We start from the raw sequence: 24,555 nt of genomic DNA, 5'->3' as shown, positions 1-24,555 counted from the left end.
GAGGGGCTGGACGACCATGTTGAGATTTTCGAGGCGGCCGAGATACGGCCGCGCGAGCGATGCCGCTCGAATTGCATCCGGAGCTTCAAGGCTTGGGATTGGAAGTTGCAATGTTATAACATTGCATTAAAGAGGCGAGCATGAGACACGCCTCTGCCTACCGCCATGCGCCCCAATCGGCGCCGCTGGACCCGCTCGCGCTGTACGCCAGCGCCATCGACACATCCGACTACGTCGCGCGCGTTGCACCGCCGATCCGCCGGCTCGCTTGCGGGATCGGCGATCTGATCGATGTCGGCGCCGGGGGAGGGCAGCTCGGCGCGGCCCTGCGCGCGCCCGGAGCGCGGTGGACCGCGATCGAGCCGTCCCCGACGATGCAGCAGCGGCTCGCCGCCTTCTCGCCGCCGCCGGTGATCATCCCGCGCGGCTGGAGCGACGAGGATGTCGATTGCGACCCGGCCGATACGGTGCTCGCCGCGACCATGCCGGGCTACTTCACGGATGCCGTCGGCTTCCTGGAGCGCTGCCGGCGCTGGGCCCGACGCCGGATCATCTGGATCGTGGCCGCTCAGGCCGCGCCCAAGGGTTTGATCCTCTCCGCCTGCCTGCCACGCGAATGGCATGGGGAAGACGAGACGCCCGGAATCGATCTCGTCCTGCCTCAGCTCGGCAGCCATCAGCCCGACCGTTCGGACGCCGTCGACTGGACCTTTTCCCTCGTGCTGCCGGACCTGCCGGCCTTCGCCGCATTTCAGGCGGATCGGCTCGGCTGGCCGCCCGACGATCCGCGGCGCCCGCAGCTGTTCTCCCATCTTCGTGCACAGGCCGAGCCGACCTCGGCCGGAATGCGCCTGTCCTGCCATCGCCGCTCGGCCATCCTCGTCTGGAACCTGCCATGATCCGCCTGAACGCCCGCAAAGCCTCCCTGCTCGCCGCGACGTGCCTGTCGGCTGTCGCCTCGGCGCTGCCTGCCTCCGCCCAGACCGAGATCAACCTCGATGAGCTCGTCGTCACGGCGACGGGCCGGCCTGAGCCGCGCAGCAGCATCCCCGGCACCGTCCAGGTAATCGATTCCGAGCAGATCGAGCGGACCCATGCGCAGTCGGTCACCGACCTGCTCGCCGAGAACGCCGTCGGCTTCTTCAGCCAATGGACCCCCGGCCAGACCTCGATGAACATTCGCGGCGGCGCCAGCGACGGGCAGGGCAAGGATTTCCGCAGCCAGGTGCTGGTGCTGATGAACGGGCGGCGCGCCGGCACGGCCAACCTCTCCAAGCTCTCGACGGCCGATGTCGAGCGCATCGAAATCATTCGTGGCCCGTCCTCGGTCGTCTATGGCAGCCAGAACATCGGCGGCGTCATCAACATCATCCTGAAGACCGGCCGCACGGCGCCGGGCACGATGATCGAGGGGGCCGGCGGCTCCTGGGGGCTCCTGCAAGGCAAGGCCCAGACCGGCGGCCTCTATGACAGCATCGACTACTATGCCGGAATTACGGGCGGGCAGCGCGACGACTACCATTCGGGGCGCGGTGGCACGACGATGGCGAACACCGGCTGGAAGCGGATGGGCCTCGCCGGCGCGCTCGGCCTCCAGATCAACCCGGACCATCGCATCGAGACGACTTTGCGCACCGACGGCATCTACGATGTCGGCTTCCGCGGTTCCGGCGCCAACACGATCAGCCAGGAGGACCGCTACAACAGCTCCTTCGACATGACCTATCGGGGACAGCTTCCCGGCGGTCAGTATCGCTGGATGCTGCAGGGCTATGCCGTGCAGGACGTGGACAATTTCCGCTGGGCCTCGCCGGTCATTCGCGGTGGCACGGGACTGCCGGCACTCGGCACTGCCGCCGACTATAATCGCCGCGAACTCGACGTCATCGGCACGCGCTTCCAGCCGAGTATGACGCTCTGGGCCGGTAACGACCTCCTCGCCGGCTGGGATTGGGAGCGCAGCACGCTGCGCTCGATCCGGGACCGCATCGGAGTTCCCGGCAATCCGCTCGCGCCGGTCTCGCCGCAGGACAACAACCAGTCCGAGACGGTCAACGCGCTCTACATCGAGGACTCGCAGAAGCTCCTCGACGATCGCGTCACGCTGCGCGCCGGCGTGCGCCGCACCTTCGGCACGACGAGCTTCGAATACACGCCGAATCTGGCCGGCCAGCGTCCGCGCGAGGTCGACTACCAGGCGACGACGTACTCGACCGGCGCGACCTTCAAGGCCACCGACAAGCTGACCTTCCGCGTCGGCTATGCGACCGGCTTCCGCGCGCCCACGGCAACCGAACTCGCTGCCGACTTCAACACGCTGGGCGGCGGCCGCATCTTCGGCAATCCCGCGCTGAAGCCGGAGACCAGCGAGCAGGTCGAGGCCGGTGCCGCCTATGCCGGCGAGGGCTGGCGCGCGGATTTCGCGATCTTCCAGAACGTGATCTCCGATCGCATCAACACCCGCGCCCGCACGGACGTGGCCAACACCTCCGACTACGCCAACAATTCTGCCGACGTCGTCGTGCGCGGTGTCGAATTGCAGCTCGACGCCGACATCCTGAAGCTCGCCGGGTACGCCGACGCCGCATGGCGCTGGTCGGTGTTCGGCAACGGCTCCTGGAACTTCGACATGGAGGACAAGGGCGTCGCGGCGACGGCCAACAGCCGCAAGCCCGAACGCATGTATGAATACCAGGCGGCGATCGGCACGCGTTTCGGGCAGAGCGGCGTGCGCTTCCCCTGGTCGGTGCAGGTCTCGGGCGTGCTGTACGGGCCGATGTGGTACAATACAGAAGAAAACCTGTTGATCACCTTCGCCGAGCCCAACCGCGACTGGATCCACCGCAAGAGCCCGTTCTGGGTGGTGAACCTGCGCGGCGAAGTCGAGGTCGCCAAGGGCGTCAAGCTCTTCGCGCTGGTCAATAACCTGTTCGACAAGAACGAGCACCCGATCTTCATCGGCATCGACAAGAAGCCGTACAAGCTCGATTCCCGCTTCGCGAACGGCGGCTACGGCACTTCCATGCCAGGGCTGGAGCTGCAGGCCGGTTTGCAGGCGCGGTTCTGAATGCTGCACGTCGCTCTCGTCCTCGCGAGCCTCATCGGCGTCGCGGCTCCGGCCGCCGCCGAGCCGGTGCGGTTGACCGATGCGGTTGGCCGGCAGGTGGAGGTCGCGCGACCGCCGCTGCGGATCGTGCCGATCTTCGCCTCGAACGCCGAGCTGGTGGCGGCACTCGGCCTGTCCGACCGTGTCGTGGGTGTGGAAGCCTATACCCGTTTTCCGCCGGAGATGACGCAGAAGCCGCAGGTCGGCGGCCGGCTCGGCTTCTCCGTCGATGCCATCGTCGCACAGCGGCCGGACCTGCTGATCGTCACCCCCGCACGCCAGGCGATGCACCAGCTGATCGATCCGATGACGCGGCTCGGCGTGCCGGTCGTTGTCCTGCTGGCCCGCAGCGTCGCGGAGGTGATGGACAATCTGCGCCTCGTCGGCCGGGCGGCCGGCGTGCCCGAACGCGGTGAAGCCGTCGCGCGGGGGCTCGAAATGCGGCTGGTCGCAGTCGAGAGCGGCTTGGCGGCCGCGGCGCCTCGCGTGGTGATGATCACGGGTCGGCTCGGCAATGGCCTCGTGCTGATCGCCCGCGCCGACACCTATACAGGGGATGCGATCGTCAGGGCCGGCGGCCGCCATGCTCTCGAACGCAGCATCGTCTCCCACGTCTCACCGGAGGCGATTGTGGCCGCCGATCCCGATGTGCTGCTCTTCGCCGGCACGCAGGCCGATCTCGACGCGCTCGCGGCGCAGCCCGGCTGGCGCCTGTCGCGCGCGGTGAGGGAAGGGCGCGCCTACACGGTCGCCCGCGCCGAATTCCTCATCCCCGGGCCGAGGACCGTCGACGGCATCGAGAAGCTCGCAGCCCGGCTGCGCAGGGGCTCGCCATGAAGGCCCGCTTCGCCGCCATGGCAGCAATCCTCGTCGCGGCTGTCGTCTTCGCCGCGATGGCGGGCCAGGACTGGGCTTCGCCACAGCGGCTTCTGCGCGCCATGTCGGGCGCAACCGATATGGAAAGTCGCCTGCTTCTGCTTTGGCGCCTGCCGCGCGTCGCGGCTGCGGCATTGGTCGGTGCGCTGCTTGGGCTCGGCGGTGCGATCTTCCAGGGTGTCTTCCGCAACCCTCTCGCGGAGCCTTACCTGCTCGGCGCCTCGGGCGGCGCCGCCATCGGTGCGACAATTGCGCTGCTCGTGCCGCTCGGCCTTCCCGGCGGCCCGTCGCTCGCGGCTCTCTCCTTCGCCGGCGCATGGGGGGCTACCTGGCTGGTGCTGGCGGTATCCGGGCTTCATGGCCGCCCGGACACGGCAGGGCTTTTGCTCGCAGGTGTCGCCGTCGCGGCCATGCTCGGTGCGTTGCGCTCCTTCCTGATGCTGGCGCTGTCCGACGATACGGTGAATCTCCAGGTCGTGCTCAGCTGGACGCTCGGCGGCATCCAGACGCCCGATCTGACCGGCCTGCTCCTGCTGACGGCCCTCGTGGCAGCCGGGCTGGCACTGGCGCTCTGGCTCGCGCATGGGCTCGATCTGCTCGGCCTCGGCGACGAGCAGGCCTTCGCCTTCGGGCTCGATCCAGCCCGTTTCGCGCGGCGCGCTGTCCTGATCGGCGCGGCCATCGTTGCGGCGGCGGTGGCCTTTGGCGGGCTCGTCGCCTTCGTCGGCCTGATCGCGCCTCACATCGCGCGCTGGTGGATCGGGCCGCGGCATCGCGCGCTGATGCCGGCGAGCGCGCTCATCGGCGCTGCGCTCGTCGCCATCTGCGACGGCATCGCGCGCGCCATCTTGCCGCCCGCGGAAATCCCGCTCGGGCTGGTCACAGCGCTGATCGGCGGACCCTTCTTTCTTCTGCTTCTGGCGCGGAGGCTGAAGTCATGATGCGGCTCGAATGTCGTGAACTCGGCGCACGGGCCGGCGGAACTGTGCTTCTCGATGGTGTGAACCTCACTTTCGAGGCGCCGGCACTGGTCGGCATCCTCGGCCCCAACGGCGCGGGGAAGTCGACGCTGCTGCGCTGTCTTGCCGGTTATCGCCGCCCGGATCGCGGCGAGCTGCTGTGGGGCGGTCGCCCGCTCTCGTCATGGACAGCGGCCGAACGCGGCTCGGTCTGCGGATACTGCCCGCAGCAATTCGCACCCGCCTGGGACTATTCCGTAGCGGAGATCGTCGCGCTCGGCCGTGACCGCAACTCGGTCGGAGCGCGCGCGGTCGACGAAACTCTCCGGGAGCATGGGGTCGAGGAGCTTTCGGATCGGCGCTGGAGCCAACTCTCCGGCGGAGAACGCGCCCGGACGATGCTGGCCGCCACTCTGGTGACGAGGCCATCTCTGGTGCTCGCCGACGAACCGGGCGCCGCCCTCGACATGCGCCACCGGCTCGCCTTGCTGGAGCGGCTGAAGCGCTATGCGGCTTCGGCGCTGGCCGTCGTCGTCATGCACGACATCGACCTCGCCCTGCGGTTCTGCGACCGGCTCGTCCTGCTGGATGGAGGGCGCGTCGTCGCCGATGAGCCTGCTTCGGGCCTGCTCCATGCGCCTGCCTTCGAGGCGGCGTTCGGGCTGCGCCTCCAAGCCGAGCAGCGCCGCGTGGATCGCGACTGGGTCATCGGCCTTGGCTGAGGAGCCGAGATCCAGGGCAGGACCGCCCCGTCGCGGCCCGCCGCCATGCAACCGCCGCTAGTCGTCGAGCTTTGCGATGCGGGTTAGGGCGGCGGCGAACCCGTTGAGCGAGACGTTGAAGGTGACGGCCTCGCCGGTCGAGAGGTTGAGCGCGGCTGCCGTCAGCGTCTTGCCCTTCTGAAGCGCATCGGTCGCGACCGTCGGGAAGGATATCGGCAGCAGGCAGCCTGCGGGCACACAGGTCGAGAAGCGCAGGCCCTGGCCGAGGTCCTTGTCGTCGAGCCGCAGGACCGCGCCGTTCTCGAGCCGCAGCCCGAAGGGCATCAGGATGGTGCCCTCGGCCTTGCCGCCCTTCGGCGCGCGCAGCTCGATGGCGAAGACGCGCTGATTGGTCTGGCTGTTGCCCTGCTGCTGGCTTAGCGCGCACGCTTTGCGTCCGTCCGTGATCCGGCAGTCGACGGTCCAGTCGCCATAGACCTCGTTGATGGCGGCGGCGCCGTTCGGCAGGCTGGCGGCAGCAGCTGCCGGCTGGCTCACGGCCGGCTGTGCCGGGGCCTGTGCGATCGGCTGGCCGGGGCGGGCCGGCGGCTTGGCTACGGCAGCAGGCTTTGGCGCAGGCTTCGCGGGCGCCCGTCGCGCCGGCTCGGCGCTGGTTGCCGGCGCATCCTCCTGCTCCGTGGCGGAAGCGTCCTGCGCCAGTGCCGGGCGGGGCCATGTCGTGGTGCCGGCGACTGCCAGGAGCCCGGCGGCCAGAAAGAGCGGAAGGCGGAAGTCCTTGGGCATTGTCCGAATCTCGCAAGCGATGCGTAGCAACGTGAATCTCGATGGGCGAAGCGAGCCTCGCCGCGTGCGGTGACGGTGTCGGACGATCCCGTTCCGGCACCCGATGGGCCAGGTGCCGTCGGGCGCCGGCTTGTCATCGACAGCGAGAATCCGCCGAAATCTATTGGCGCTAAATCGATGGCAAAATCCAGTGAAACACAGTGTCTGGAGGCAAAAAATCTATATTTGAATTATTCTAATTTAGTAATGAAGTCATCGGGTTGCGACTCTGCCGGTCCGAGTGCTACCTGATCTTCTATAAGTTGCATTGCGACATTGCTCGCGGCGTCGTTGTGATTTGATTTTGGATGGAATGGTGTTGGGGATCCGGGGAATGTATTGCTTTCAGCGTGAAATCGCTCATGGCGGCCTGAGCGATGGACGTTGTCAACGGGTCGGGCTCCGGACGGCGTTTGGTTCCACATCGAGCCATGCGGCGATGGTTGCGCTGCTAGCGAGCGGCGCCTTCCTGGCATCGCTGCATGTGTCCCCCGCAATGGCTCAGGATGCCTCCGCTGCGAATCCGGTCGTGCTGCCGACCATCGAGGTTTCCGGGGAGCGTCCCGGCGACCTGCCGCAGCCTTATGCCGGGGGGCAGGTCGCCCAGGGCGGTTCGCTTGGCATTCTCGGCACCACGAGCGTGATGAATACGCCGTTCAGCACCGTGAATTTCACCGAGAAGCTGATCCAGGATCAGCAGGCGCGCACGGCAGCCGACACGCTGATCAACGATTCGTCGGTACGCATGACGACAGGAAGCAACGGCTTCGACGATACGTTCCAGGTCCGCGGCTTCCAGGTTAACTCGCAGGACACCGGCTTCAACGGCCTCTACGGCCTGATCTCATCGAACCGCGCCAATGCCCAATATATCGAGCGGATCCAGCTGCTGAAGGGGCCGGCGGCCTTCATCAACGGCATCCCGCCGGGCGGCAGCGTTGGCGGCAGCATCAACATCGTCACCAAGCGCGCGACGGACGATCCTTTCGTCCGCGTCACGCCGACCTTCCTGAGCTCCGGCAACTACGGTGTCCTCGTCGACGCCAACCGCCGCTTCGGCAACAACAAGGAATGGGGCGTTCGGGTCAACGGCGTCCTGCGTAACGGCGAGGCCTCGGTCAAGGACGGCAACTGGGAGTCCACGCTCGGCTCCGTCGCGCTCGACTATCGCGGAGAGCGCCTGAGGTGGTCGCTCGATGCGATCACGCAGAACGACGACACCAAGAACTTCCGCCCGCAGATGACGCTGCAGTCGACCATTCCCTTCGTTCCCCGCGTGCCGGATGCGCGCGGCAACTGGTATCCGGGAACGAAGCTCAAGCAGCAGGACAATACGATCGCGTCGTTCCTCGAATACGACGTGACCGACTGGCTGACGGCCTATGGCGGCATCGGCTACCGCAAGGGCACGAACGATCAGACGTTCCCCGATTCCCGCGTGACGGGCTTCACCAGCGGCGCCGACCAGTTCGGTAATTTCCGGCTGATCAACGCCTATTACGACTCCTATACCGAGACGGTCAGCGGCAATGTCGGCCTGAAGGCGCGTTTCGACACCGGGCCCATCAAGCACTCGCTGAACGTCGTCTTCACCGGCTACCAGCAGGAGGCCGGCAACGCCTACGTGGCGAATACGCCGGCGCAGTCGGTGGCCTCCAACATCTACAATCCCGCGCGCCTGCCGGTCGTGATCGGCCTGCGTGCCGATCCGCGGAAGGCTTCGCTGACGACGCTCACCAGCTTCGCTGCTGCCGACACCATGTCGCTCTTCAATGACACCGTGCTGATCACCGGCGGTGTTCGACACCAGAACGTGACGACGCAGGGCTACAGCACCGCAACCGGTGCGCGGACGACGAAGTACGACGCCAGCGCCACGACGCCGCTCGCCGGCATCGTGGTCAAGCCCTGGCAGAACGTCTCGGTCTACGCGAACTATGCCGAGGGCCTGACCGCCGGCACGATCGTCGGCGCCGGCTACAGCAACACCGGCGAGGTGCTTGCTCCCTACAAGTCGGACCAGCAGGAAGTCGGTATCAAGATCGACTGGGGCCGCATCACGACGACCGCCGCCCTCTTCCAGATCTCCCGCCCCAGCCAGATCCGCAACGCTGCCAACGCACTCGCCTACGATGGCGAGCAGCGCAACCGCGGCCTGGAGCTCTCGGCCTATGGCGAGATCGTCCCCGGCCTGCGTGCGCTGGGCAGCGTGACCTTCCTGCGTCCCGAGTTGACCAAGCCTACCAATCCGCTGGAGCGCGGCAACGATGCCGCCGGCGTGCCGGACCTGACGGCCTCGGCCGCGCTGGAGTGGGACACCCCCTGGGTGAAAGGCCTGAGCGTGAACGGGCGCGTCATCTACACGTCCAGTTCCTACCTCACCACGGCCAACACGGTGGAGTTCCCCGACTGGACGCGCGTCGACCTCGGCCTCCGCTACGAGACGGCGATCTATGACAAGCCCGTGACGTTCCGGTTCAACGTCGAAAACGTCTTCGACAGGCGTTACTGGCTCACCACTGGCAATTTCGTGACGGTCGCGTCGCCACGGACCTTCGTCGGCTCGGCCACCGTCCAGTTCTGACCGGTGCGACAAGAATCGACGGGCTTCGCGCTTCACGAGGCCCGTTCGTTTGGAAGCCTGCATTCCTCTCGGGGCCCGACATCGGCGGCCGGGAGCGCGATCCCGGCCTGCCTGCCGCCCGATGGGGCGGCGAGCGCCGTACTGAAGTTTGCTCGATTTGACGGGAGTTTCCGCGATGTCGCGATTCATGGCTGCCATTCGCATGGCGATGCTGGGCCTGGCCTTCGTCGCGGCCGCAGGCGCCAAGGCTGACGACGCGACCTCATACCCCATCACGATCAAGCACGCCCTCGGCACGACCGTCATCAAGAAGAAGCCGCAGCGTGTCGCCACCGTCGCCTGGGCGAACCACGAGGTTCCGCTGGCGCTCGGCGTCGCTCCGGTGGGCTTCGCCAGGGCGAATTTCGGCGATGACGACGGCGACGGGCTGCTGGCCTGGGTGGCCGCACGATTGAAGGAGCTGGGCGCGGGCAAGCCGGTGCTGTTCAACGAGGGCGACGGCATCGATTTCGAGGCCGTGGCTGCGACGAGGCCTGACGTGATCCTGGCGTCCTATTCCGGCCTGACCCAGAAGGACTACGCGACCCTCAGCCAGATCGCACCCGTCGTCGCCTATCCGGATGCGCCGTGGTCGACCGCGTGGCGCGAGATGATCGAGCTGAACAGCACCGCGATGGGCATGGCCGCGGAAGGCAAGGCCCTGATCGCCAGGATCGAGGCAGAGATTGCCAAGACCGTTGCCGGATATCCGGAACTCGCCGGTAAATCGGCGATGTTCGTCACCCACCTCAATGCGCGGGATCTCAGCACGGTCAATTTCTACACGACCAACGATACCCGCGTGAAATTCTTCGCCGATCTCGGCCTCAAATCGCCCAAGAGCGTCCTCGAAGCATCCCTGCCGGGCAAGTATTCCGGGTCGGTCAGCGCGGAGAAGATCGACCTCTTCAACGACGTCGATATCGTCGTGACATATGGCGATGCGAAGCTGCTCGACGCGTTGGCCGGAAATCCGCTGGCCGCCAAGATGCCGGCCGTGGCCCGGCGAGCGCTGGTCCTGCTTGGCCGCAACAGCGTCGGGACCGCCGCCAATCCGACTCCGCTTTCGATCTCTTGGGTCCTGAAGGACTATGTCGCCCTGCTGTCCGAGGCGGCACGCAAGGCCCGATGATCGGACAGGACGCGCCCGCTCTGCGTGGAGCAACCGGCCCCGGCCAAGGCAAGGCGCTCCGCGGCATCTGGCTGGTAGGGCTGCTGCTCGCCTTCCTGGTGCTCGTCGCGCTCTCGGTCACGGTCGGCGCGCGCGACGTCGCGTGGGCGGACATTGTCGCAGCCCTCTCCGGAGAGACCGAGACGATCGGGCAGGCGGCCGTTGCCGTCCGCATCCCGCGCACGGCGCTGGCCGTTCTGGCGGGGAGCGCGCTCGCCATGGCAGGGGGGCTCATGCAAGGCGTCACGCGCAACCCGCTCGCCGATCCCGGCATCCTCGGCGTCAATGCGGGTGCTTCGCTCGCCGTCGTGGTGGCTGTGGCCTGGTTCGATATCTCGTCGGCAGAGGCCTATCTCTGGAGCGCCCTGTTCGGCGCGGCCTTCGCGACGCTGTTTGTCTACAGGATCGGTTCGCTCGGCGCCGGCGGTGCGACGCCGCTGAAGCTGACCCTGGCCGGCGCTGCGACCTCGATCGCCTGCGCATCCCTGGTGATTGCGGTCGTGCTGCCCCGAAACGACATCGCCGGGGGCATTCAGTCCTGGCAGATCGGCGGCGTGGCTGGCGCGACCTTCGATCGCATCATGCCGATGCTGCCGTGCCTCGTGGCGGGTTTCGTGATCGGGCTGGTTTGCGCGCGCAAGCTGAATTCGCTCGCGCTCGGTGACGATCTGGCGGCCGGCCTCGGGGAGAACGTGGCCGTGGCGCGCTTCCTCGCCTCCCTTGGCGGGGTCCTGCTCTGCGGCGCGACGACGGCCCTGTGCGGGCCCATCGGCTTCGTCGGGCTGGTCGTGCCCCATCTGTGCCGGCTTCTCGTCGGCGTCGATTATCGCTGGCTGCTGCCGTTTTCGAGCCTTGCCGGCGCTTGCCTCCTGCTGGGGGCGGATGTCGTCGGCCGCGTCGTAGCGAGACCGGGCGAGATCGAGGTCTCCATCATCACCGCCCTGATCGGCGCTCCGTTCTTCATCTGGATCGTCAGGCGCCAACGGGTTCGCGAGCTATGACGGTGGACACGCTGCCCATGGATTCCAGAGCCGCCCATCGGCACCGGCGCATCGTCCGGCAGCGCGTGACGGTCGCCGTCCTCGCGCTGCTGGTCTGCTTCCTCGTCGTGCTGACGCTGGTGCTGGGCCAATCCTTCACGCCGCCTGCCGACGTGGTTCGTGTCATCCTCGGGGAGACGGTGGAGGGCGCGAGCTTCCTTGTCGGAACGCTGCGCCTGCCGCGCGCGCTGCTTCTGCTGCTCGCCGGGCTGAGCTTCGGTCTGGGCGGGGTCGTCTTCCAGATCATGCTGCGCAATCCGCTCGCCAGCCCCGACATCATCGGCATCACCTCGGGTGCCAGCGCCGCTGCCGTGTTCGCCATCATTGTTCTCTCGCTGAGCGGCCCTGCGGTCTCGATCGTCGCGGTCGTGGCCGGGCTCGCGGTCGCGCTGCTGGTCTATGGCCTCGCGGTTCGCAACGGAGCCGCGGGAACGCGCCTCATCCTCGTCGGCATCGGCGTCTCGGCCATGCTCCACAGCGTCACCGCCTATATTCTCTCCAGTGCTCCCGCCTGGAACCTGCAGGAGGCGCTGCGCTGGCTGACCGGCAGCGTCAACGGCGCCCAGCTCGGCGACACACCTCCGCTCCTGCTGGCGGTCGTCGTGTTCGGCGGGCTTCTGCTTGGCCAGCGCCGTGAGCTCGACGCGCTGCGGCTCGGCGAGGATACGGCGGCGGCGCTCGGTGTGCGGCTCGGCAGGACACGGATCATCGTCATCTTCGCCGCCGTCGGGATGATCGCGGTCGCGACGGCCGTGACCGGCCCGATCGCCTTCATATCCTTCCTGTCGGGTCCGATCGCCTCGCGCTTGATCGGCAGCGGCGGCTCCCTGTTGATCCCTTCCGCACTGATCGGCGCCGTGCTGACGCTGGCCGGCGACTATACGGGGCAGTTCCTGCTGCTCAGCCGCTACCCCGTGGGCGTCGTCACCGGGGCGCTCGGCGCGCCTTATCTGCTCTACCTGATCGTGCGCATCAACCGGAGTGGAAGGTCGCTATGACGACGGCTCGAACCGGCCACGGCCTCAGCGTCGGCCAGCTTTCCGCCGGCTATGGCGAGACCGAGATCCTGCATTCGCTCGATCTCGAGGTGCCGCCGGGCAGGATCACCGTGATCGTCGGTGCGAACGCCTCCGGCAAGTCCACGCTTCTGCGCACCATGTCGCGTCTCATCACCCCGAGCCACGGACATGTGCTGCTCGATGGCAGGTCGATCCATCAGGCGCCCACCCGCGAGCTCGCGCGCAAGCTGGGCTTGCTGCCACAGTCGCCCATCGCACCGGAAGGCATCCTCGTCGACGACCTCGTCCGGCGGGGGCGGCATCCGCACCGCAACCTCTTTTCCCGATGGACCCGCAAGGACGAGGAGGCGGTGGCGAACGCGCTGGCCGCAACCAGGATCACGGATCTCGCCGAGCGGGCGGTGGACGAGCTTTCGGGCGGGCAACGCCAGCGCGTCTGGATCGCCATGGCCCTCGCACAGCAGACGGACGTCCTGCTGCTGGATGAGCCCACCACCTTCCTGGACATCAACCATCAGGTCGAGATCCTCGATCTGCTGGTCGATCTGAACCGCGTGCGGGGAACGACGGTCGTCATGGTGCTGCACGACCTCAACCTGGGCGCGCGCTATGCGGACTATCTCGTCGCCCTGGCGGAAGGGCGCGTCCACGTCGCCGGAACGCCGGAGCAGGTTTTGACCGAGGAGACGGTGGACGTCGTCTTCGGGCTACGCAGCCGCATCCTGACCGACCCCACCTCGGGCCGCCCGATGATGCTGCCGATGGGCCGGCACCGGATGCTCGACGAACCCAGCCTCGAACAGGGGAACCGGCCATGACAGAGGCTCAGACGTTCAAGCTCAACGGCGTAGCGCTCGCATTGGACGGCGCGCAGATGCTCGACCAGATCTGCGAGCATTTCATCGAGCACGCCGATGTGAAGCGGACGGGAAACGCCGCCGTGCTGACCAGCAGCTTCGGCAGCGCCAATATCCGGCTTCAGGAGCCGAAGCTGCTGATCGAGCTGGATTGCCCGTCGGAGAGGGCTCTGCAGCTGACGCGCACCAGTATCGCTGAGCACATGTTCTATTTCGCGGGCACCGATCCACTAGAGCTCACATGGTCGGAGCCCGTCGGGCGTTCCGTGCTGCCGAATCTCCATGAGGTGACGGTGGTCGCGGCTGAGAACGTAACGCCGCATATGAGGCGCGTCCGGTTCTCATGCGCGGACGCCACCGCCTTCATCGGCGGCGACATGCATGTCCGCCTGCTCATTCCGCCGAGAGGCCGGCCGCCGGTATGGCCGGGATATCGCGATGACGGCCGGGTTGCCTGGCCCACCGGCGAGGATGAACTCGTCGTGCGCGCCTATACCATCCGCGCCGTCGATGCCGGGCGCGGTGAATTGTGGATCGACTTCCTGCAGCACCCGACGCCAGGCGTTGCCACGCCGGGCGCCGACTTCGCACGCGATGCGCAGGCCGGGGATGTCGTGGGGCTGCTCGGTCCGGGCGCGGGTAGGCTGCCTGAGGCGGAATCGATCCTGATGATCGGCGATGAAAGCGCTCTGCCCGCGATCGCGCGCATCGCCGCCGAGGCGCCGGCAGCCACCGCGATCCGGGCGATCATCGAAGTGTCGGATGCCGACGAGGAGCAGCCGCTGCGATCGGCGGGCCAGCTCGATGTCCGCTGGCTGCACCGCAGCCGATATCCGGTGGGAACGACCGGCACGCTGTCGGCTCAGGCCATCGAAGCAATCTCCTCCAGCAGCGCCGAGACCTTCGTCTGGGTCGCCTGCGAAAAGGAGGATGTGCGCGCTGTCCGTGCGTTCCTGAAGGAACGCCGTCACGACAAGAGCCGCATCTATGCGGCATGGTACTGGGAAAAGAAGTGATCCCGTTTTCCGGTCGGTCTTGTTCGGTTTCATCGACGTGGTGATGTGACCGCGTCGACGGGCGGAGCCGTAGGTTTCCTGGAAAATCTCGCAGCGGCTCGGCGCGGCTGCAGGGCGCAAGCGCCGTCGTCCAGCCTGCTGGCCGGGTGTACTCACCGACGATGGGGGAAAGATATGGTGGGCGATGCAGGGTTCGAACCTGCGACCCCTCCCGTGTGAAGGGAGTGCTCTACCACTGAGCTAATCGCCCGGACCGGCCCTCTCCTAGTCGGCGCGCTTCATGCCGTCAAGGACGTGTGATGCGCCAGTGCGCGCTCGACCGCTGCCGGCAATTCGTCGAAGTGCTGGATGATGAAATCCGGCTCCAGCGTCTCGATAGGCGCGTCGGTATAGCCGAAGGGCACGCAGATCGAGGGGATGCCGGCGGAACGCGCCGTCACAATGTCGGTGCGCGAGTCGCCGATCATCACCGCCCGCTTCGGATCGGCCTTTGCGGCCTCGATCGTCAGGGTGAGGTGGCGCGGGTCAGGCTTGAAGAAGGGAAAGCTGTCGCGCCCCGCCACTGCGGCGAAGCGGCCGTCGATGCCGAAATGGGCGAGGATCAGCCGCGTGTGCAGGATCGGCTTGTTGGTGCAGACCGCGAGCGCATAGCCGTCCCCGGCCAGCGCGTCGAGCGCGCCAAGCACGCCGTCGAAGAGATAGCTGTGCGAGGTTGCGTCCTCGGCATAGATCACGAGGAAATCCTGGAAGAGCCGTTCCAGGGTCTCGGCGTCGAGCGGACGGCCCGACACCTTGAAGCCGCGCTCGATCAGCGCGCGTGCCCCGGCGCCTACCAGCTCGCGTGCCCGGTCCAGCGGCAGGGCCGGCAGTCCTTCCCGCACCAGGATGACGTTCAGAACCCGCATGATGTCCGGCGCCGTCTCGGCCAGCGTTCCGTCGAGATCGAAGACGGCGATGGGGGGCAGGCTCATGGCAAAGGCTTCCGGCAGGTTCGGGAGCTTCGCTTAAAGGCATTCCCGGAGGTGCTGACAAGCCTCATTCCTTACATTCGCCCTGCAGGTGGTATCGTCTCGAGACGATTCGCCGCGCTTCCTGCGGCAGGGAAGATGGGCATGTCGAAGATCGTTTCAGGATGGGCCTTCGCGGCGCGTATCGGGCTTCTGCTGGGTTGCTCGGTGACGGGCCTGCCTGCGCTGGCGGGCCCCTTCGAGTTCGCGCCGGCGCCACAGACCGACCTCAACCGCGTCTACAAGGTCGACCGGGCGACGGGAGAGGTCGGCGCCTGCCAGTTCCAGCTCAAGGAAGGCGGCATCGGTCTCACCGTCTGCTTTCCTGCCGGGGAGGGCGCAGGGCCGCAGCCGGCCAGCGACTATTCGCTGATGCCCTCGCGGCATGAGCGCGAGGGCGGGATCTACCGGGTCAACCTCCGCACCGGCGAGATGAGCATCTGCTACGTCTATGAGGACAAGACGGTGTGCACGCCGCAGGCGAAGTGACGTTTCCGGGCTGTCTCGCGCTGGACTTGGGCGCCTGATCGCGTCAGGAGAGCCCCGCTGCCCCGATCCGGGCGCGATCGACCGTCTCACCCCGACCCAGGCATGATCATGAACGCCGACGAGCTGAAGAAGCAGGCTGCCGCCCGAGCCATTGACCTGGTGCGCCCGGGCATGCGTCTGGGCCTCGGCACGGGCTCCACGGCGAAGCACTTCGTCGACCTGCTGGGCGTCAAGGTCGCGAGCGGCTTCGATGTGCTTTGCGTGGCGACCTCCGAAGTGACGCAGGCGCAGGCTCTCTCCCTCGGCATTCCGATGTCCACCCTGGACGAGACGCCGGAACTCGACCTGACGGTCGATGGCGCCGACGAGCTCGACCCGCAGCTGCGCCTGATCAAGGGCGGCGGCGCGGCGCTGCTGCGCGAGAAGATCGTTGCGGCAGCCTCCGCGCGCATGATCGTGATCGCCGATGACGGCAAGCTGGTGCAGCGGCTCGGCCGCTTCCCGCTGCCGATCGAAGTCGTGCCGTTCGGCCTCGAGGCCACGCGCCGCGCCGTCGTCGCCGCCATTGCAGCTTCGGGCGCGGCCGGCGATCTCGTCCTGCGCCGGCGGCCGGATGGCGAGGTGCTGCTCACCGATGGCGGCCATTACATCCTCGATGCCCATCTCGGCGCGATCGCGGAGCCGGAGCGGCTGGCGCAAGCGCTCAACATGGTGCCCGGCGTCGTCGAGCACGGGCTGTTCATCGGCCTGGCCTCGGGCGCTATCCTGGCCGGCGCCGATGGACTCACCATCCTCGGTCGGGTCGAATGATCGAATGATTCCATTCGGCGGCAATCCGCGCTATGGAGCGCGCTAGTAAGGCTGTTCGGCAGGCCCGCTCGGCAAGGCCGTCTCGCTTCACGATCCAAGGGGTTCTCAACGCATGATCCGTCTTTCGCTCGCCAGCGCAGTCCTCGGCCTGGCGCTTCTCTGCGCCGCTCCGACCTTCGCCCAGGGCACGGCACCGACGCCGGCCCACCTTCAGGCGGCCCGCGAGGTCGTCGATCTGACGGGCGTTTCGCAGAACATCGACAACATCTTCAGGGAGTTCGAGGAGAACACCCGGCAGATGGTCGGCGCGACCCGGCCGGAGATGGTCAAGGATATGAACGAGGTCGTCGCGGTGCTGAAGCCCGAGGCCCAGAAGCGTACCGACGAGATGATCGGCTCTGCGGTCGCCGTCTTCGCGGCGAAGATGACGGAGGCCGATCTCAAGGAGATCGCCGCCTTCTTCAAGTCGCCGGTCGGACAGCGCTACAACAGTCTGCGCTCACAGGCGATGGAAGAAATCTACCAGGTGATGCAGCCCTGGGCAGTGCAGACCAGCAACTACCTCTTCGACCGCTTCTCCCAGGAGATGCGCAAGCGCGGCCACACACTCTGAAGGCGCGCCGCGCGCGGCGGCGCCTGATCGGTCGACGCCTCCCTCTTCCAGCCGGAAGGGGAGGCGTTTTCTTTAGAACGTCCTGATTTTCGGCGGGAGCACTGCCGTCACCCCGGCCTGAGCGGGTTCCATGCCGGAAAGTTCGGCGATCTAGTTGACCGGGCCGCTCCGGCCGATGTCCGTTATGGACGGCGCCGCGATCTGCGCCCCGGTCCCGCGGTTGAGCAGGACCGTCACGACCCAGAGCAGGACGCCGATCCCGAGCAGCACGCCGGCGATCGTGTATTGCACCGAAGCGCGGCCGGTCCATGGCCCTGCGAGGAAAGCGCAGGACAGCGCTCCGACGATAGGCAGGAAGGTCGGCGTGCGGAAATGCTCGTGCCCGACCTCGTCCTTGCGCAGGACCAACACCGCGACGTTCACCACCGTGAAGACGCAGAGCAGCAGCAGCGCCGTCGTCCCACCGAGCGCCGGCACCTCGCCGACGAAGGTGATGAGTGCGAAGGCGAGCAGGCTGGTGAAGCCGATCGCGACATAGGGCGTGCGCCGCGTCGCATGGACCTTGCCCAGCACCGGCGGCAGCACATGCTCCCGGCTCATGCCATAGACCAGCCGGCTCGCCATCAGCATGTTGATCAACGCGCTGTTGGCGACGGCAAACATGGTGATGAAGCCGAAGATCCAGATCGGGAAGTTCGGCGCGCCGGCCTGCACCACCTTGAGCAGCGGCGTCTCGCCCTCGCCGAGTTGCTCCGGCGGCACGAGCGTGATCGCCGAGATCGAGACCAGCACATAGATGACGCCGGTGATGACGAGGCCGGCGAGCAAGACCTTCGGGAAGTGCCGGGTTGGATCCTTGCACTCCTCGGCCATGTTCACAGAGTCCTCGAAACCGACCATGGCGAAGAAGGCGAGCGTCGTCGCGGCGATGACCGGCCAGACCATGCCGCCATCGGGCGTGGCCTTGAACTGCATCACGCGCGAGACGTCCCCCTGGCCCGCGGAGATCGCCATGAACCCGATCACGATGATGATCAGCAGGCCGGTAAGCTCGACGCAGGTCAGCACGACATTCGCCTTCACGCTCTCGCCGACGCCGCGCAGGTTCACGGCTGCGACGAGCGCCATGAAGGCGAGCCCGATCAACGTGATGCCGATGCCGCCCGACAGGCCGAGCCCGAAGGCGTTGGACATGTTGGCCGCGAAGGCCCGCGACGCGGTCGAGGCCGAGGTGATGCCGGAGCACATCACCGCGAAGGCCACGATGAAGGTGACGAAATGGATGCCGAACGCCTTGTGCGTATAAAGCGCCGCGCCGGCCGCCTTCGGGTATTTGGTGACGAGCTCCAGATAGCTGAAGGCCGTCACCATCGCGACCGCGAAGGCGACGAGGAACGGCAGCCAGACCACACCGCCGACCTGGTTTGCCACCTGCCCGGTCAGAGCGTAGATGCCCGTTCCGAGAATGTCGCCGACGATGAAGAGCAGGAGCAGCCACGGCCCCATGACGCGGTGCAGGCTGGGTTCGGCAGCTTGTGCGGTCTTGTCGGCGGCTGCGCCGAGCGGGATGTCGGTCATCGCATCTCTCCCTCTGCCGCGGCGCCGAGCGGGCACCGGCTTCCGAACAACACAGTCCGGCCATATTGGTTCATGTGCAAACAGGTTGTGCGGGTCGCGCGCCCGGCTGGCGCGGGATCAGGCCTCGCCCTATCTGCGTGACGTCGACGAATGAGCCTTGGAGCCCGGACCATGACCCGTGATCTTGTCCTCGTGACGGGAGGCTCCGGCTTCCTGGCCGGACATTGCATCCGCGCCCTTCTGGACGCCGGCTATGACGTGCGGACGACCATGCGGTCCTCGGCCCGGGAGGCCGGCCTGCGGGAGGCGCTTCGCTGGGCCGGTATCGAGGCCGGCGAGCGGCTGCGGGTCGTCGTCGCCGATCTCGAGCGCGATGAAGGCTGGGAGGAGGCCGCTTCCGGCTGTGCCTATGTGCTGCATCTGGCCTCACCGCTTCTCGCCGTCGCGCCCAAGGACGAGGACGACCTGATCCGCCCCGCCCGCGAGGGAACGTTGCGCGTGCTGCGCGCCGCGCACAGGGCAGGGGTGAAGCGCGTGGTGCTGACCTCCTCCTTCGCCGCGATCGGTTACGGAAGCACCCGGAAGCGCCCCTATGACGAGCGGGACTGGACCGACCTCGCCGCGCCCGGGCTTGCGGCCTATCCGAAGTCGAAGACGCTTGCCGAGCGTGCGGCCTGGGATTTCGTGGATGGGGAAGGGCAGGGGCTGGAGCTTTCCGTCGTCAACCCGGTCGGAATTTTCGGACCGCTGCTGGGGCCGGATCTCTCGGCCTCCATCCTGTTGGTGAAGACGATGCTCGAAGGGCGGCTCTGGGCCTTGCCAAGGTTGATGTTCGGCATCGTCGACGTGCGCGATGTCGCCGATCTGCATCTGCGTGCGATGGTCGATCCGGCGGCGGCCGGCGAGCGCTTCCTCGCCGTCGCCGGAGACTTCATGACGATGCAAGCCATCGCCCAGGCACTGAAGGACGGGTTAGGAGGTGGGGCCGGCAAGGTCTCGACCCGTCTGCTGCCGGACTGGCTCGTGCGCCTCGTCGCGCGCTTCAGCGCTGCTGCACGGCAGGCGGCCACGCCGGAGCTCGGCCGCGTCAAGAATGCGACGAGCGCCAAGGCTCAGGCCATGCTGGGCTGGCAGCCGCGCCCGGCCGCGGAGGCCCTCGTCGCGACGGGCGAGAGCCTCCTGAAGTTCGGGCTAATAGGACGATGACGTCATTGCGAGCATAGCGAAGCAATCCAGGGGGCGTAGAGCGCGGCCGCCCCTGGATTGCTTCGGAGCTTGCGCTCCTCGCAATGACTAAGAGGTTCAGTCCTCGCTTGCCTTGAACTTGTTCAGCCCCTTCATCGCGAAGGGCGCGACCAGTGCGATGAAGGCGATACCGAGCAGGGTCGCGGAGCCCGGATTCTCCAGCAGGATCATCGGGTCGCCGAGGCTGATCTGCAATGCGCGGCGCAATTGCTGCTCTGCCATCGGCCCGAGGATCAGGCCGACCACCATCGGCGCCACCGGATAGTCGTAGCGGCGCATCAGGTAGCCGACGAAGCCGAACAGGAAGAGCTGCGCGAGCTCGACAGGGGAGCCGTTGACCGCCAGCGTGCCCATCGTCGAGAAGACGAGGATGCCGGCGTAGAGCCAGGGCTGCGGCACGGCGAGCAGCCGGACCCAGAGCCCGATCAGCGGCAGGTTCAGGATCACCAGCATGACGTTGGCGATGAACAGCGAGGCAATCAGGCCCCAGACCAGATCAGGCTTCTCGGCGAAGAGCAGCGGGCCGGGGTTGAGCCCGTATTGCTGGAAGCCGGCGAGCATGATCGCCGCCGTCGCCGAGGTCGGTAGGCCGAGCGTCAGCAGCGGCACCAGCGTGCCGGCCGCCGAGGCGTTGTTGGCGGCCTCCGGCCCCGCTACGCCCTCGATGGCGCCCTTGCCGAACTCATCCGGATATTTGCAGAGTTTCTTCTCGGTTGAATAGCTCAGGAAGGTCGGCACCTCGGCGCCGCCCGCCGGCAGCGCGCCGATCGGGAAGCCGAAGGCGGTGCCGCGCAGCCAGGGCGCCCAGGAGCGCTTCCAGTCCTGCTTGGTCATCCACAGCGAGCCCTTGATCGGGATGATCTCCTCGGGGTCTCGGAAGCGCTTGGAGGCGACGTAGAAGGCCTCGCCCACGGCAAAGAGGCCGACAGCCAGCGTGGTCACCTCGACGCCGTTGAGCAGCTCCGGCACGCCGAAGGTCAGGCGTGCCTGCCCGGTCAGCTTGTCGATGCCGACGAGGCCGAGCGTGATGCCGATGAAGAGGCTGGTGAGACCGCGCAGCGGCGAGTCGCCGAAGGTCGCCGAAACAGTGACGAAGGCGACGATCATCAGGGCGAAATAGTCCCACGGCCCGAACTTCACCGCCACCTCGACGAGCCAGGGCGCCAGGAAGGCGAGGCCGATGGTCGCGATCAGGCCGGCGACGAAGGAGCCGATGGCGGAGGTCGCAAGCGCAGGGCCGCCGCGGCCGGCCTTGGCCATCTTCGAGCCTTCGAGTGCCGTGGCGAGCGATGCGCTTTCGCCTGGTGCATTGAGCAGGATGGCGGTGGTCGAGCCGCCATACATGCCGCCATAGTAGATGCCGGCGAACATGATCAGCGAGCCGGCCGGATCGAGCTTGAAGGTGATCGGCAGCAGCAGCGCGACCGTCAGCGCCGGGCCGATGCCCGGCAGCACGCCGACGGCAGTGCCGAGGAAGACGCCGATCAGGCAGAACACCAGCTTGGAGGGCTCGAGGGCGACGCCGAACCCGTTGAGCAGGGAGAGCAGGGTATCCATGATGGGGCTCTCCTTCTCAGAGGAACAGGCGTTCGAGCGGTCCCGACGGCAGGATCAGCGTCAGGACCTTGGCGAAGACGAGATAGATGAAGAGCCCGAGCACGAAGCCGATGATGGCGTCGACGAGAAAGGCCTGCCGGCCCATCCCCCGTGCCGTGCAGGCGAAGACCGCCGCAATGGCGATGGTGAAGCCGCCGCCGAGTGCGATGCAGGCGATCAGGAAGGCGAGGCCGCCAGCGATCCAGAGCAGCGCCTTGTTGTCGGCCTCCTCCGGTTCGGGAAGCCCTTCGCGGAAGGCGACGACGAAATGCGCGAGGCCGAGGATGACGAGCCCGGCGGTCACCACATAGGGCACGGCCGTCGGGCCGACGCCGTAGTTCGACGTGATCGTCTGCTGTGAGGCATCGTAGCCGACCAGCGCGGCGGCGATCAGCAGCAATACGCCTACGATCAGGGCCGGCCTGTTGGCTCCCTGTCTGCCTGTCTCGTTCGTCATGTCGTTCCCGCTCTGGAATCTGCGGAGAGAAAAGGGGCCGGTTTCCCGGCCCCTGACTGGCTTTGCGTGCCGGGTGGTTTACTTCACCAGCCCGACTTCCGTCATCACCTTGGAGACGCGCTCGATCTCGGCCTTCAGGAAAGCGTCGAAGGCGGCGCCGGCAAGGAAGGAATCGTCCCAGCCGCGAGCCTTGAGGATCTCCTGCCACTCCTTCGACTTGACCATTTTCTCGACGGTGTCCGTCAAGGCCTTGGTCTGGTCGGCCGTAAGGCCGGGAGGGGCGACGACCGAGCGCCAGTTCAGGAGCTCGAGGTCGATGCCCTGCTCCTTCAGCGTCGGCGCGTCCGGCGCGTTCTCGAGGCGTTTGCCCGAGGAGACCGCCAGCACGCGCAGCTTGCCGGCCTTGATCTGGCCTTCGAACTCGCCATAGCCGGACACGCCCGCGGTGACGCGCCCGCCGAGCATGGCCGCGAGAGCCTCGCCGCCACCCGAGAACGGGATATAGTTGATCTTCTTGGCGTCGGCGCCGACGGCCTGGGCGAAGAGCGCAGCGAGGATGTGATCGGTGCCGCCGGCCGAGCCGCCGGCCCAGGTCACCTTCGCCGGATCGGCCTTCAGGCGTTCGGCCAGGTCCTTGGCGGTCTTCAGCGGCGAGTCCGCCGGAACGACGATGACCTCGGCCTCGGCCGTGAGGCGGGCGATCGGTGTCACCTGTGTCAGGTTCACCGGCGATTTGTTGAGCAGGATGGCGCCGACCATGACGAAGCCGTTGACCATGAGCTGGTCGCCGGCGCCCTTGGCGCCGATGAGCTGCGCCAGGCCGATCGTGCCGCCCGCGCCCGTGACGTTGGTGACCTGCACGCTCTTGACGATGCCGGCCGCCGTCAGCGCCTGCTGCATCGAGCGCGCCGTGCCGTCCCAGCCGCCGCCGGGCGCCGCGGGGGCCATGATCTTCAGCTCGTTCAGCTGGGCAAAGGCCGCCGTGGAGAGGGCAGCGAGCGCCACGGCCGTCAGGGCCGTGCGCTTCAGGATGGATGTCAGCATGAGTTCCTCCGCTAGTGGGCTTCCCGCGGGTTTCTTGGGGCGCGGGTTTCGGTGACTGCGCCTGTGGCACCTTGCCGCGCCGTTCGTCAATTCCTTCGATCGGACATTCCCGAGTCAAGGTTTTTCCGCGTTGAGGCGTCTTCGAGCCCGCTCCCCCGTCTTACGTTCTACGACTGAGGCCGCGGGGCGCGACAAGCCACTGGCAGGCCGGCTCGTGATCGCGTAAGCGCGAGGCCATGAGCCATCCGGTTGTCCCCGGCGCTGCTGCGTCGGCCTGCTCCGCCCTCGCGCCGCGCCTCGCATGTGCTGGCCATGCCCTGCTGATCGCGCTGCCCTTGGCGATGTGGCTCGCCAATCGCTCGGCGCCGCTGGTCCTCGCATTGGCAGCCCTTTGCTTCATCGCCTCCGCCGTGGCGGAGGAGGGGGCGGCCGCCTTCCTGTCGCGCATCGTTGATCTTCAGCGTGGCGCAGTTGGCATGGCGCTCTGCACCTTCGTGCTTTGGGCGCTGGTGACGATCGCCTGGAGCCACCGGCCGGCCCAGAGCCTGGCGGCTTGGGGGGAGATGGCCCTGCCGATGGCGAGCGGCCTCGCTATCGCCGCGAGCGGGCGCTTCCGTCCCGGCCGCGTCGAGAGCCGCGCACTCGCCATCGCCATCGTCGCGGCCGCGATCCTCATGCTGGCGGAGCTGGCGAGCGATCTCTCCGTGCGGATCGCGCTCGGCATCGGCAAGCAGATGGCCTTCATCTTCAACCGTCCTGCACTGACCTGCCTGATGCTGCTGCCGGTGGCCGCAGCCGGCCTGCTCGCTATACGCGGGCGCTCTACCCTGGACTGGCTGCTTATCGTGGCGCTGGTCTTCGCCGGCGGAGCATTATCGCTCGACTCCGACAGCGGCGCGGCCGGCCTCGGATTGCTGATCCTGCTGGTGACCTGGCTCGGTGCGCGGCTGCTGCCGCGCCTGACGCTCCTGCTTGTCACGATCAGCTTCGTCGCGACAATGGCGCTGGCGCCGGTCATGGGCCGGCTCGGCGACGAGGGCCTGCCGCCGTCACTGCATGAGCGGCTCGCAGCCTCGCATTCGCGCGATCGCGTCGATATCTGGCTGAGTTTCGGCGAGGCGATCATGGCGCGCCCGCTGCTGGGCTCCGGCTTCGGCACCTCGCCGACGCTGGACCGCCACCCCGTTGCGCTTGAAGTTTCGCCGCCGCGGCGCCAATTGCTCGCGGTCGGGCATCCGCACAGCGCGCCGGTCCAGGCCTGGGTCGAGACCGGCGCGGTCGGAGCGATGCTCATCGGTTTGGCGGGTCTCGCCTTCCTCTGGCGGCTCCGGCGGCTTCCGGCGCCGGCGCTTGCTCCGCGTCTGGCGCTGGCCGCTGCCGCCTTCGCGATAGCGACAGTGGCGCACGGCGCCTGGCAGGGCTGGTGGATCGCTGCGCTGGCGCTGGCCGCGGCCTGGTTGTTTCGCAGCCTGCCGTCGGAAGACGAAAGGTCTTGAGAGGTCATC

Annotated in this window: 22 protein-coding genes and 1 tRNA gene; 16 read left to right on the top strand and 7 right to left on the bottom strand. The window is 67.4% G+C overall.

Features of this window, described 5'->3' with window-relative positions; translation table 11 throughout:
• The first annotated feature begins 140 nt into the window (after positions 1 to 140).
• Genes BoBH3_RS21445 through BoBH3_RS21425 form a run of 5 tightly spaced genes read left to right on the top strand, consistent with a single transcriptional unit; the run spans position 141 to position 5,663 of the window.
• Positions 141 to 899: a hypothetical protein gene (locus tag BoBH3_RS21445; protein ID WP_262332892.1), complete on the top strand. Its 759-nt coding sequence runs from the start codon at positions 141 to 143 to the stop codon at positions 897 to 899.
• On the top strand, positions 896 to 3,067 hold the full coding sequence (locus BoBH3_RS21440; protein ID WP_262332891.1) for a TonB-dependent receptor: 2,172 nt from the start codon (positions 896 to 898) through the stop codon (positions 3,065 to 3,067). Before BoBH3_RS21445 ends, BoBH3_RS21440 begins: the two co-directional genes overlap by 4 nt.
• Positions 3,068 to 3,943, top strand: coding sequence for an ABC transporter substrate-binding protein (locus BoBH3_RS21435; protein WP_262332890.1), 876 nt, complete (start codon positions 3,068 to 3,070; stop codon positions 3,941 to 3,943).
• Positions 3,940 to 4,923: a FecCD family ABC transporter permease gene (locus BoBH3_RS21430; protein WP_262332889.1), complete on the top strand. Its 984-nt coding sequence runs from the start codon at positions 3,940 to 3,942 to the stop codon at positions 4,921 to 4,923. Before BoBH3_RS21435 ends, BoBH3_RS21430 begins: the two co-directional genes overlap by 4 nt.
• Positions 4,920 to 5,663 (top strand): ABC transporter ATP-binding protein, encoded by a 744-nt coding sequence (locus tag BoBH3_RS21425; protein WP_262332888.1) that lies wholly within the window; start codon positions 4,920 to 4,922, stop codon positions 5,661 to 5,663. Before BoBH3_RS21430 ends, BoBH3_RS21425 begins: the two co-directional genes overlap by 4 nt.
• A gap of 57 nt (positions 5,664 to 5,720) precedes the next feature.
• Here the strand turns inward: BoBH3_RS21425 and BoBH3_RS21420 are convergent, their stop codons facing one another.
• Positions 5,721 to 6,446, bottom strand: coding sequence for an invasion associated locus B family protein (locus BoBH3_RS21420; RefSeq protein WP_262332887.1), 726 nt, complete (start codon positions 6,444 to 6,446; stop codon positions 5,721 to 5,723).
• Positions 6,447 to 6,924: 478 nt separating this feature from the next.
• Here BoBH3_RS21420 and BoBH3_RS21415 point away from each other — a divergent pair, with 478 nt between their 5' ends.
• From BoBH3_RS21415 to BoBH3_RS21390, 6 genes are all read left to right on the top strand, one after another.
• Positions 6,925 to 9,069: a TonB-dependent receptor gene (locus tag BoBH3_RS21415; RefSeq protein ID WP_262332886.1), complete on the top strand. Its 2,145-nt coding sequence runs from the start codon at positions 6,925 to 6,927 to the stop codon at positions 9,067 to 9,069.
• Between the two features lie 202 nt (positions 9,070 to 9,271).
• Positions 9,272 to 10,240 (top strand): iron-siderophore ABC transporter substrate-binding protein, encoded by a 969-nt coding sequence (locus tag BoBH3_RS21410; RefSeq protein ID WP_410050637.1) that lies wholly within the window; start codon positions 9,272 to 9,274, stop codon positions 10,238 to 10,240.
• Positions 10,237 to 11,280, top strand: a complete 1,044-nt coding sequence (locus tag BoBH3_RS21405) for a FecCD family ABC transporter permease (protein ID WP_262332884.1) — start codon at positions 10,237 to 10,239, stop codon at positions 11,278 to 11,280. Before BoBH3_RS21410 ends, BoBH3_RS21405 begins: the two co-directional genes overlap by 4 nt.
• A 17-nt stretch (positions 11,281 to 11,297) precedes the next feature.
• On the top strand, positions 11,298 to 12,317 hold the full coding sequence (locus BoBH3_RS21400; RefSeq protein WP_262332883.1) for a FecCD family ABC transporter permease: 1,020 nt from the start codon (positions 11,298 to 11,300) through the stop codon (positions 12,315 to 12,317).
• Positions 12,314 to 13,156, top strand: coding sequence for an ABC transporter ATP-binding protein (locus BoBH3_RS21395; protein ID WP_262332882.1), 843 nt, complete (start codon positions 12,314 to 12,316; stop codon positions 13,154 to 13,156). The genes BoBH3_RS21400 and BoBH3_RS21395 overlap by 4 nt, the downstream gene beginning before the upstream one ends.
• Positions 13,153 to 14,211 (top strand): DUF2218 domain-containing protein, encoded by a 1,059-nt coding sequence (locus BoBH3_RS21390; RefSeq protein WP_262332881.1) that lies wholly within the window; start codon positions 13,153 to 13,155, stop codon positions 14,209 to 14,211. The genes BoBH3_RS21395 and BoBH3_RS21390 overlap by 4 nt, the downstream gene beginning before the upstream one ends.
• A gap of 175 nt (positions 14,212 to 14,386) precedes the next feature.
• Here the strand turns inward: BoBH3_RS21390 and BoBH3_RS21385 are convergent.
• Positions 14,387 to 14,461: transfer RNA gene (locus BoBH3_RS21385), tRNA-Val, on the bottom strand.
• A gap of 28 nt (positions 14,462 to 14,489) precedes the next feature.
• Positions 14,490 to 15,182, bottom strand: a complete 693-nt coding sequence (locus tag BoBH3_RS21380) for an HAD family hydrolase (RefSeq protein WP_262332880.1) — start codon at positions 15,180 to 15,182, stop codon at positions 14,490 to 14,492.
• Between the two features lie 141 nt (positions 15,183 to 15,323).
• Here BoBH3_RS21380 and BoBH3_RS21375 point away from each other — a divergent pair, with 141 nt between their 5' ends.
• From BoBH3_RS21375 to BoBH3_RS21365, 3 genes are all read left to right on the top strand, one after another.
• Positions 15,324 to 15,707 carry a hypothetical protein gene (locus BoBH3_RS21375; protein WP_262332879.1) on the top strand — a complete coding sequence of 128 codons (384 nt, stop codon included), beginning with the start codon at positions 15,324 to 15,326 and terminating at the stop codon, positions 15,705 to 15,707.
• Between the two features lie 108 nt (positions 15,708 to 15,815).
• Positions 15,816 to 16,517, top strand: coding sequence for a ribose-5-phosphate isomerase RpiA (rpiA, locus tag BoBH3_RS21370; protein WP_262333069.1), 702 nt, complete (start codon positions 15,816 to 15,818; stop codon positions 16,515 to 16,517).
• Positions 16,518 to 16,629: 112 nt separating this feature from the next.
• Entirely contained in the window at positions 16,630 to 17,130 is a 501-nt protein-coding gene (locus BoBH3_RS21365; RefSeq protein WP_262332878.1) for a DUF2059 domain-containing protein, read from the top strand.
• Between the two features lie 150 nt (positions 17,131 to 17,280).
• On the opposite strand, the gene BoBH3_RS21360 is transcribed toward BoBH3_RS21365, so the two are convergent.
• Positions 17,281 to 18,708, bottom strand: coding sequence for an APC family permease (locus tag BoBH3_RS21360; RefSeq protein WP_262332877.1), 1,428 nt, complete (start codon positions 18,706 to 18,708; stop codon positions 17,281 to 17,283).
• Positions 18,709 to 18,879: 171 nt separating this feature from the next.
• Between BoBH3_RS21360 and BoBH3_RS21355 the strand changes: the two genes are divergently transcribed.
• Positions 18,880 to 19,914 carry an SDR family oxidoreductase gene (locus BoBH3_RS21355; RefSeq protein WP_262332876.1) on the top strand — a complete coding sequence of 345 codons (1,035 nt, stop codon included), beginning with the start codon at positions 18,880 to 18,882 and terminating at the stop codon, positions 19,912 to 19,914.
• Between the two features lie 96 nt (positions 19,915 to 20,010).
• On the opposite strand, the gene BoBH3_RS21350 is transcribed toward BoBH3_RS21355, so the two are convergent.
• The 3 genes from BoBH3_RS21350 to BoBH3_RS21340 form a co-directional block, all read right to left on the bottom strand.
• Positions 20,011 to 21,510, bottom strand: a complete 1,500-nt coding sequence (locus BoBH3_RS21350) for a tripartite tricarboxylate transporter permease (RefSeq protein WP_262332875.1) — start codon at positions 21,508 to 21,510, stop codon at positions 20,011 to 20,013.
• Between the two features lie 16 nt (positions 21,511 to 21,526).
• A complete protein-coding gene (locus BoBH3_RS21345; RefSeq protein ID WP_262332874.1) occupies positions 21,527 to 22,006 on the bottom strand; it encodes a tripartite tricarboxylate transporter TctB family protein in 480 nt (159 codons plus the stop codon).
• A 78-nt stretch (positions 22,007 to 22,084) separates the two neighbouring features.
• A complete protein-coding gene (locus tag BoBH3_RS21340; RefSeq protein WP_262332873.1) occupies positions 22,085 to 23,050 on the bottom strand; it encodes a Bug family tripartite tricarboxylate transporter substrate binding protein in 966 nt (321 codons plus the stop codon).
• A gap of 236 nt (positions 23,051 to 23,286) precedes the next feature.
• On the opposite strand from BoBH3_RS21340, the gene BoBH3_RS21335 reads away from it, so the two are divergent.
• Positions 23,287 to 24,546, top strand: coding sequence for an O-antigen ligase family protein (locus BoBH3_RS21335; protein WP_262332872.1), 1,260 nt, complete (start codon positions 23,287 to 23,289; stop codon positions 24,544 to 24,546).
• Positions 24,547 to 24,555: the final 9 nt, after the last annotated feature.

Origin of the sequence: Allobosea sp. BH3 (assembly GCF_025499465.1) — a bacterium.
In the GTDB taxonomy this organism is placed as follows: domain Bacteria; phylum Pseudomonadota; class Alphaproteobacteria; order Rhizobiales; family Beijerinckiaceae; genus Allobosea.
Note: the sequence above shows the minus strand (reverse complement) of the source record. Positions and strands in the feature narration are given on the sequence as shown.

What these genes read in the sequence shown, in the direction of transcription:
- BoBH3_RS21425 (WP_262332888.1), top strand. Translation starts at nt 4,920, where the DNA reads ATGATGCGGCTCGAATGTCGTGAACTCGGCGCACGGGCCGGCGGAACT.
- BoBH3_RS21365 (WP_262332878.1), top strand. Translation starts at nt 16,630, where the DNA reads ATGATCCGTCTTTCGCTCGCCAGCGCAGTCCTCGGCCTGGCGCTTCTC.
- BoBH3_RS21420 (WP_262332887.1), bottom strand. Translation starts at nt 6,446, where the DNA reads ATGCCCAAGGACTTCCGCCTTCCGCTCTTTCTGGCCGCCGGGCTCCTG.
- BoBH3_RS21440 (WP_262332891.1), top strand. Translation starts at nt 896, where the DNA reads ATGATCCGCCTGAACGCCCGCAAAGCCTCCCTGCTCGCCGCGACGTGC.
- BoBH3_RS21415 (WP_262332886.1), top strand. Translation starts at nt 6,925, where the DNA reads ATGGTTGCGCTGCTAGCGAGCGGCGCCTTCCTGGCATCGCTGCATGTG.
- BoBH3_RS21430 (WP_262332889.1), top strand. Translation starts at nt 3,940, where the DNA reads ATGAAGGCCCGCTTCGCCGCCATGGCAGCAATCCTCGTCGCGGCTGTC.
- rpiA (WP_262333069.1), top strand. Translation starts at nt 15,816, where the DNA reads ATGAACGCCGACGAGCTGAAGAAGCAGGCTGCCGCCCGAGCCATTGAC.
- BoBH3_RS21445 (WP_262332892.1), top strand. Translation starts at nt 141, where the DNA reads ATGAGACACGCCTCTGCCTACCGCCATGCGCCCCAATCGGCGCCGCTG.
- BoBH3_RS21345 (WP_262332874.1), bottom strand. Translation starts at nt 22,006, where the DNA reads ATGACGAACGAGACAGGCAGACAGGGAGCCAACAGGCCGGCCCTGATC.
- BoBH3_RS21435 (WP_262332890.1), top strand. Translation starts at nt 3,068, where the DNA reads ATGCTGCACGTCGCTCTCGTCCTCGCGAGCCTCATCGGCGTCGCGGCT.
- BoBH3_RS21375 (WP_262332879.1), top strand. Translation starts at nt 15,324, where the DNA reads ATGTCGAAGATCGTTTCAGGATGGGCCTTCGCGGCGCGTATCGGGCTT.
- BoBH3_RS21390 (WP_262332881.1), top strand. Translation starts at nt 13,153, where the DNA reads ATGACAGAGGCTCAGACGTTCAAGCTCAACGGCGTAGCGCTCGCATTG.
- BoBH3_RS21405 (WP_262332884.1), top strand. Translation starts at nt 10,237, where the DNA reads ATGATCGGACAGGACGCGCCCGCTCTGCGTGGAGCAACCGGCCCCGGC.
- BoBH3_RS21410 (WP_410050637.1), top strand. Translation starts at nt 9,272, where the DNA reads ATGGCGATGCTGGGCCTGGCCTTCGTCGCGGCCGCAGGCGCCAAGGCT.
- BoBH3_RS21395 (WP_262332882.1), top strand. Translation starts at nt 12,314, where the DNA reads ATGACGACGGCTCGAACCGGCCACGGCCTCAGCGTCGGCCAGCTTTCC.
- BoBH3_RS21355 (WP_262332876.1), top strand. Translation starts at nt 18,880, where the DNA reads ATGACCCGTGATCTTGTCCTCGTGACGGGAGGCTCCGGCTTCCTGGCC.
- BoBH3_RS21350 (WP_262332875.1), bottom strand. Translation starts at nt 21,510, where the DNA reads ATGGATACCCTGCTCTCCCTGCTCAACGGGTTCGGCGTCGCCCTCGAG.
- BoBH3_RS21400 (WP_262332883.1), top strand. Translation starts at nt 11,298, where the DNA reads ATGGATTCCAGAGCCGCCCATCGGCACCGGCGCATCGTCCGGCAGCGC.
- BoBH3_RS21360 (WP_262332877.1), bottom strand. Translation starts at nt 18,708, where the DNA reads ATGACCGACATCCCGCTCGGCGCAGCCGCCGACAAGACCGCACAAGCT.
- BoBH3_RS21340 (WP_262332873.1), bottom strand. Translation starts at nt 23,050, where the DNA reads ATGCTGACATCCATCCTGAAGCGCACGGCCCTGACGGCCGTGGCGCTC.
- BoBH3_RS21335 (WP_262332872.1), top strand. Translation starts at nt 23,287, where the DNA reads ATGAGCCATCCGGTTGTCCCCGGCGCTGCTGCGTCGGCCTGCTCCGCC.
- BoBH3_RS21380 (WP_262332880.1), bottom strand. Translation starts at nt 15,182, where the DNA reads ATGAGCCTGCCCCCCATCGCCGTCTTCGATCTCGACGGAACGCTGGCC.